Source organism: Agreia sp. (genome assembly GCF_964263775.1).
GTDB lineage: Bacteria > Actinomycetota > Actinomycetes > Actinomycetales > Microbacteriaceae > Agreia.
On sequence record NZ_CAXVWM010000034.1, the window covers coordinates 1 to 6661 of the forward strand.

The 6661-nt window shown below is 68.8% G+C and carries 6 protein-coding genes; 4 read left to right on the plus strand and 2 right to left on the minus strand.

From position 1 onward, the window contains the following. Positions 1 to 132 precede the first annotated feature (132 nt). From nadC to ACE5CZ_RS03005, 3 genes are all read left to right on the plus strand, one after another. On the plus strand, positions 133 to 987 hold the full coding sequence (gene nadC / locus ACE5CZ_RS02995; protein ID WP_374945885.1) for a carboxylating nicotinate-nucleotide diphosphorylase: 855 nt from the start codon (positions 133 to 135) through the stop codon (positions 985 to 987). A 10-nt stretch (positions 988 to 997) separates the two neighbouring features. Further along, positions 998 to 2137 carry a cysteine desulfurase family protein gene (locus ACE5CZ_RS03000; protein ID WP_374945880.1) on the plus strand — a complete coding sequence of 380 codons (1140 nt, stop codon included), beginning with the start codon at positions 998 to 1000 and terminating at the stop codon, positions 2135 to 2137. A gap of 108 nt (positions 2138 to 2245) precedes the next feature. Beyond that, a complete protein-coding gene (locus ACE5CZ_RS03005; protein WP_374945881.1) occupies positions 2246 to 2941 on the plus strand; it encodes an alpha/beta fold hydrolase in 696 nt (231 codons plus the stop codon). A gap of 28 nt (positions 2942 to 2969) precedes the next feature. Here ACE5CZ_RS03005 and ACE5CZ_RS03010 read toward each other — a convergent pair whose 3' ends face one another. Further along, positions 2970 to 4241 (minus strand): ATP-dependent RecD-like DNA helicase, encoded by a 1272-nt coding sequence (locus ACE5CZ_RS03010; protein ID WP_374945882.1) that lies wholly within the window; start codon positions 4239 to 4241, stop codon positions 2970 to 2972. A gap of 104 nt (positions 4242 to 4345) precedes the next feature. On the opposite strand from ACE5CZ_RS03010, the gene ACE5CZ_RS03015 reads away from it, so the two are divergent. After that, a complete protein-coding gene (locus ACE5CZ_RS03015; protein ID WP_374945883.1) occupies positions 4346 to 5389 on the plus strand; it encodes a hypothetical protein in 1044 nt (347 codons plus the stop codon). Positions 5390 to 5398: 9 nt separating this feature from the next. On the opposite strand, the gene ACE5CZ_RS03020 is transcribed toward ACE5CZ_RS03015, so the two are convergent. After that, positions 5399 to 6661 (minus strand): cytochrome c oxidase assembly protein (locus ACE5CZ_RS03020; protein WP_374945884.1); only part of this gene is annotated, 1263 nt, incomplete at its 5' end.

Consider the following 6661-nt stretch of genomic DNA (forward strand, 5'->3'; position numbering starts at 1 on the left):
CACGCGCGCTCCGATTACCCGCAGACCGATGCCTCCGCCACGCGCGAGACCGGTCGAACCCTGCGGCCATGGCACCCGCCGCAGCCCCTCGAGACGCTCCAGCCCCTCCAGATGCAAGGACTCTGACCCATGCTGCTCACCACCCAGGCCATCGATCGCGTCGTCACCGCCGCCCTTGCCGAAGACGCCCCGTGGGGCGACGTGACGTCGGATGCGTTCATTCCCGATGGTGCGACGGCCGCCGCCGAGCTGGTGGCGCGGGAGGGGGGGATCCTCTCGGGCGGCGACGTCTTCACCCGCGCGATGCTCGCGGCCGACCCGACGACCGTGACGACCCTGCTGCTGGCCGATGGCGCCCGCTTCGAGCCCGGCGACGTGCTGGCCACGGTGGCGGGCAGCGCCCGCGGCGTGCTTCTCGGCGAGCGGGTCGCGCTCAACCTCGTGCAGCGCATGAGCGGCATCGCCACCCTCACCGCGCGCTATGTCGACGCCGTCGCCGGCACCCGGGCGCGCATCGTCGACACCCGCAAGACCACCCCGGGCCTCCGCGCCCTCGAGCGGCACGCGGTGCGCTGCGGCGGAGGCGGCAACCACCGCTTCTCGCTGAGCGACGCCGTGCTCGCGAAAGACAACCACCTCGCCGTGCTGACGGCATCCGGAATCTCGCTCACCGACGCCATCGTGCGCGCCCGTTCGCGCATCTCGCACACGACCCACCTCGAGGTCGAGGTCGACCGCATCGACCAGATCGAGCCCGTGCTCGCCGGCGGCGTCGACACGATCATGCTCGACAACTTCTCGCTCGACGAGCTGCTCGAGGGCGTGGCCCTCGTCGCCGGCCGGGCGCTGGTCGAGGCCAGCGGAGGAGTGAACCTCGACTCGGTGCGCGCCATCGCCGAGACGGGCGTCGACATCATCTCGGTCGGCGCGCTCACCCACAGCGTGCGCGCCCTCGACCTGGGGCTCGACCTGAGCGTCGAGGCGTGAGACGCGCCCCGTGATCTACCTCGACAATGCGGCGACCACCCCCGTTCGTCGCGAGGTGCTCGAGGCCATGTGGCCGCTTCTCACCGGCGACTTCGGCAACCCGTCGAGCCACCACGCCCTGGGCGACTCGGCCGGGCGCGCCCTCGGTTCGGCCCGCCGCGACCTCGGCGACTGGTTCGGCGCTCGCCCCAGCGAGATCACGTTCACCTCGGGAGGCACCGAGGCCATCAACCTCGCCATCAAGGGAATCGCGCTCGGCCGGCCCCGCGGCCGGCACATCGTGACCACCCCGATCGAGCACGAGGCCACTCTCGAGTCGGTCGAGTTTCTGCGTCGGGTGCACGGCTTCGATGTGTCATTCGCGCCGGTGGATGCCGTGGGCCGCGTCGACCTCAACGCCCTCGCCGGGCTGCTGCGCGACGACACCACGCTCGTCAGCGTGCTGGCCGCGCACAACGAGATCGGCACGGTTCAGGACACCGCCGCGATCGGCGCGATCGCGCGCGCCGCCGGAGCCGTGCTGCACGTCGACGCCGTGCAGGCCGCTGGCTGGCTCGACGTGAGCCTGGATGCGCTCGGTGCCGACGCCGTATCGATCTCGGGCCACAAACTGGGCGCGCCGAAGGGCGTCGGCGCGCTGGCCGCACGCTCCCGGCTGGTGATCGAGCCGCTGCTGCACGGCGGCGGGCAGGAGCGCGGGCGGCGCTCCGGCACCGAGAACGTGGCCGCCGCCGTCGGGCTGGCCCTCGCGGCGCGACTGTCGTCGACGGGCCGGGCCGAGGCATCCGGTCGGGTCGCCGAACTGCGCGACGAGCTGATCAGGCGCATCGAGGCGGCCGTTCCCGCTGCCCGACTGACCGGATCGCGCGAGCACCGGCTGCCGTCGATCGCGTCGTTTCTGTTCGCGGGCACGAGCGGCGAGGCGGTGCTGCTGGGGCTCGAGGAGCGCGGCGTCGTGTCGTCGAGCGGGTCGGCGTGCGCGGCGGGCAGCGACGAGCCGTCGCCCGTGCTGCTCGCGCTCGGCATCGATCCAATGGATGCGCAGACCGCCGTGCGCTTCAGCCTGTCGACGGCGACGACCGCCGCCGACGTGGAGGCCGCGGCTGCCGCGACCGGTGAGGCCGTGCGCACGCTGACGCAGCTGCGCTGACTAAGCTGCGCTGACAATATCGACGAGTCTCGATGCGGCCGCGCCTTTTCTGAAATTGTCGAAGTCCGATCCTCGACCCGCGCGGAAGCGACGACGTATCGTGGGGTCATGCACATCGTTCTCGTTCCCGGATTCTGGCTCGGCGCGTGGTCGTGGGCGCCCGTCACAGCGGCGGTCGAGGCCGCCGGCCACACGCCGCACCCGCTCAGCCTGCCTGGCATGGGGTCCATCGATGAAGGTCGCCGGGGCATCACCCTCGACGACCACATCCGCTTCGTCGAGAAGTACGTCGTCGGCCTCGACGGAGACGTCGTGCTGGTGGGGCACAGCGGCGCCGGCTCGGTCATCCACGCCGTGATCGATCGCAATCCCGGCCGCATCCGGCACGCCGTCTACGTCGACAGTGGCCCGACCCCCGCCGGCCAGGAGATCAACGTTAACATCCCCGAGGTGAACGGTGAGCTGCCGCTGCCCGACTGGGACTTCTTCGACGATCTCGAGTTGAGCGGGCTCGACGAGGCCGACCTCGAGAACTTCCGGGCTCGCGCGGTACCGACGCCCACCCGCGTGGCCCGCGACCCGCAGGTGCTCATCGACGAGCGGCGCTATGAGGTGCCCGTCACCATGATCACCTGCACGTACAGTGCCGAGGAGATGCGGCGGGGCATGGGTGCCGGAGTGCCCTACTTCGCCGAACTGCCGCGTATCCACGAGGTGGGAATCGTCGAGCTGCCCACCGGTCACTGGCCGCAGTTCTCGCGTCCGCGCGACCTCGCGAACGCGATCGTGGCCGCCATCCGCTAGCGCGGAGGCCCGCGCGGGCGCGAAAGGGCTACTGGCCGCGCGACATGAAGCGGCGCACTGCCGGGTCGACAGAGATGTCGGCGGGGCGCAGCGGACGCGTCAGGTACAGACCGTCGAGGCTCGTGAGCCGAGACAGAGCCACGTAGGTCTGGCCCGCGCTGAACACCCGCTGGCCGAGGTCGACCACGGCCTGGTCGTAGGTCTTTCCCTGGCTCTTGTGAATCGTGACGGCCCACGCGAGCCGCAGGGGAAACTGTGTGAACTCGCCGATCACGTTCTTGGTGAGCTTCTTATCGTCGGCCGAGTACGAGTAGCGGTGCTTCTCCCAGCTCACCGGGTCGACCTCGTGCACCTCGCCGTCGATCTCTACCCAGATGGAGCCCGCCTTGCTGATCTTCGAGACCACGCCGACCGATCCGTTGACCCAGCGCTGCTCGGAGTCGTTGCGCAAAAACATGACCTGCGCCCCGACCTTGAGCTCGAGCGCCTCCTCTGCCGGGTAATTGCGCCCGCCGAAGTCACCCGAGACCTCGGCATTCGCCGTGCGCACCGTTCCCGGCAGCCGCTTGAGCGCCTCGGCGTTGATGCGGTTGACCGCGTCGTTGCGCGTGGCCAGGGTTATCGTGCCGTCGCTCGGAGGAGTTCGGGCACCCGCGCCGTTCAGCGCATCCGCTATTTCGCGGGTGACCTGCCCGTGACGCACGGCGTTCAGCATGAACTTGAAGTCGTCGTCGTGCTGCCGGTGGATCTCGGTGAGCTCGACGACCGTGAGCGACACCTCGCTCCACACCTTCGCGTCGAAGAACCACATCGACTTGTAGTGGTCGGTGAAGTAGGCGCGTTCATCGGCGTCGCCCGGCACCGGGGCAAGCTGATACGGGTCTCCGAACAGCACGACCTGCACCCCGCCGAAGGCCACCGTCGGCTTGTGCCGGGCCTTGCGCAGGGAGCGGTCGATCGCATCCATGAGGTCGGCGTTCACCATCGACACCTCGTCGATGACCAGCGTGTCGATGGTGTTGAGCATCTTGCGCACATCGCCGTTCTGGTCGATGTCGCTGTCGGCGATGACCCCGATCGGCAGCCGGAACAGCGAGTGGATGGTCTGCCCGCCCACGTTCAGCGCCGCGACCCCCGTGGGCGCCGAGATCACGAGCTGCTTCTCGGTGTTCCAGCTGAGGTGGTTCAGCAGTGTCGACTTTCCGGTTCCCGCTCGTCCGGTCACGAACACGTGGCTCCTGGTCGACTCGATCAGGTCGAAGACGCGCTTCTGCTCGGCTGACAGATCGGGAAGGGACACGCGACAGGAGCTTTCTGTGCAGAACGACGAGGGGACCGCATCCAATCTACCGGGCGTGTCGCCCGCCCCGGCCGGCGCGCGACGGCATTGCCTAGACTGAGCGAATGGATGTGCGTGTGCAGAAGAGGCGCGCGTCTCTGTCGCAGGTCGCGTTGGCCTGGTGCGGCGCGCTGCTGCTGCTCGTGGGAGTCTTCGCAGCCGGTGTGCTGGCGCTCAACCTCACGGTGTTCGGCTCGAGCGGATTCGTCACCACCTATCTGCAGACCCTTGGAGCCCGCGACGTCGACGGCGCCCTGGCCATGCCCGGAGTCGAGCTTCCCGACGACCTCACGCCCGCTTCCGCCGGCGCCGCCCTGCTGAAGCGCAACACCCTCGCGACTCTCGGCGAGATCCGCATCACAGACGACACCGACCTCGGCGCCGGAGTGCATCGCGTGACCGTGAGCTACACGCTCGAGGGCGCCGACCGGCAGTCGGCACGAACCCAGAGCGAGTTCGTCGTCGAACGCGGAGGAACGAACTTCGGCATCTTCAGCCAGTGGAGATTCAAGGAGTCCCCCGTGGCGACGCTCTCGCTGGCGGTGACCAACACGACCAGCGTCACCGTCGGAACGGGCGAACTCGACGCATCCGATCTCGGCGCCGGCGACGGGGCCTTCGGAGCCGGGGCCCGCTACACCGTGCTGGTGCCCTCGCTCGTGGTGCTCTCGCACGAATCGCATTACCTGACGAGCGACACCGTCGCGGTGACCCTGGCGTCGCCCGGCGCGACCGAGAGCGGAATCGTCACGGCGGTACCCAACGACCTCTTCTCGCAGGCCGTCGCAGGCAGCCTCAGCGCATTCCTCGACGATTGCGCCGCGCAGAAGGTGCTCTATCCCGTGGGCTGCCCGTTCTCGAAGGGCATCACCGACCGCATCGACGGCGATCCGAGCTGGTCGATCGTGCACTATCCGCAGGTGTCGGTCGTGGCCGGTGGGTCGTCGTGGCTGCTGGCAGAGAACGCCGGGGCCGCACACATCGACGTGCAGGTCAAGTCGCTGTTCGACGGAACGGTGTCGGCGCTGAGCGAAGACGTGCCGTTCTCGCTCGACTACGCGATCTTGCTCGACGACGCCGGCGAGATCACCTTCGCACCGCGCACGTAGTAGGACGCGTCAGCGGCGGGCGTTCAGGCGCTCGAGCATCGCGTTGTACTCGCCGAGCTCGGCCTCGTTGGTGCGGTCGGCCGTGCGGTCTCGCCTCGTGGTCTCTTTCTTGTCTTGCTTGCTCCACTGGATGGCGACGGCGATCGCGAGGATCACCGTGGGAATCTCGCCCACGCTCCACGCGATTCCGCCTCCGGCCTGCTGGTCTTCGATGGCGCTGACGCCCCAGGGCCGACCCATCGCCCCGTACCAGTCGGCCAGCAGTAGGCCGTTTCCGGTCATCATCGCGAGCCCGAAGAACGCGTGGAACGCCATGACCGCGAGCAGCAACAGCAGCCGGAACGGGTACGGGAAGCGGTAGGGAACCGGGTCGACGCCGATGAGCGCCTGCACGAGCAGGTAGCCGGTGATGAGAAAGTGCGTCACCATCCACTCATGGCCGATGTGGTCGGTGGTCGCCCAGCGGAACAGCGGCGTGTAGTAGAACGCCCACAGACTTCCGGCGAACAGGATGGCCGCGACGAGGGGATTGGCGAGGAACGCCCCGATCTTCGAGTGCACCGCGAGCAGCACCCACTCCCGGCCGCCGCGCGTTCCGTCGTGCCGCTTGGCGACCGCACGCATGATGAGCGTCACCGGAGCGGCGGGAACCAGCAGCAGCGGAACCATCATGCTGAGGGTCATGTGCCCGAGCATGTGCACGCTGAACAGGTATTTCTCATAGACGTTCACGCCGCCACAGGTCACGTAGAACAGCAGCAGCATGCCCGCCACCCACAGCACGCTGCGGTGGATGGGCCACTTGTCGCCGCGCGTGCGCAGGCGCCGCACGCCCGCCAGGTAGAAGACGATGCCGAACCCGCAGAGCAGAATCCAGAGGATGTCGAAATTCCACTCGGTGAAGTAGCGCGAGAAGGTGAGCTCGGATGGCAGCTGCTCGCCGGTGAGGATCTGTGCGGGCGTCTGAACGGCCGGGATGGCGTCGTCGACCGGCGGGGCCGAGCGGCCGAGTGCGGCGGCGGCCCCCGAGGCGATGCCCATGAACGCCAGCTCGACGACGGCGATCTTCCAGAAGAAGTAGCGGCGGCCCGACTCGGCGAGGCGGCGGATCAGCGAGCGTCGATAGGCGGCGCCGAACATGCCGAGCGCGATCAGGGCCGCGACTTTGACCAGCACGAGCAGCCCATAGGGCGTGAGCAGTCGGTCGAGGCTGCCGATACGCAGTTCGGCGCTGACATAACCGGATGCCGCGACCACGATGAATGCGACGAG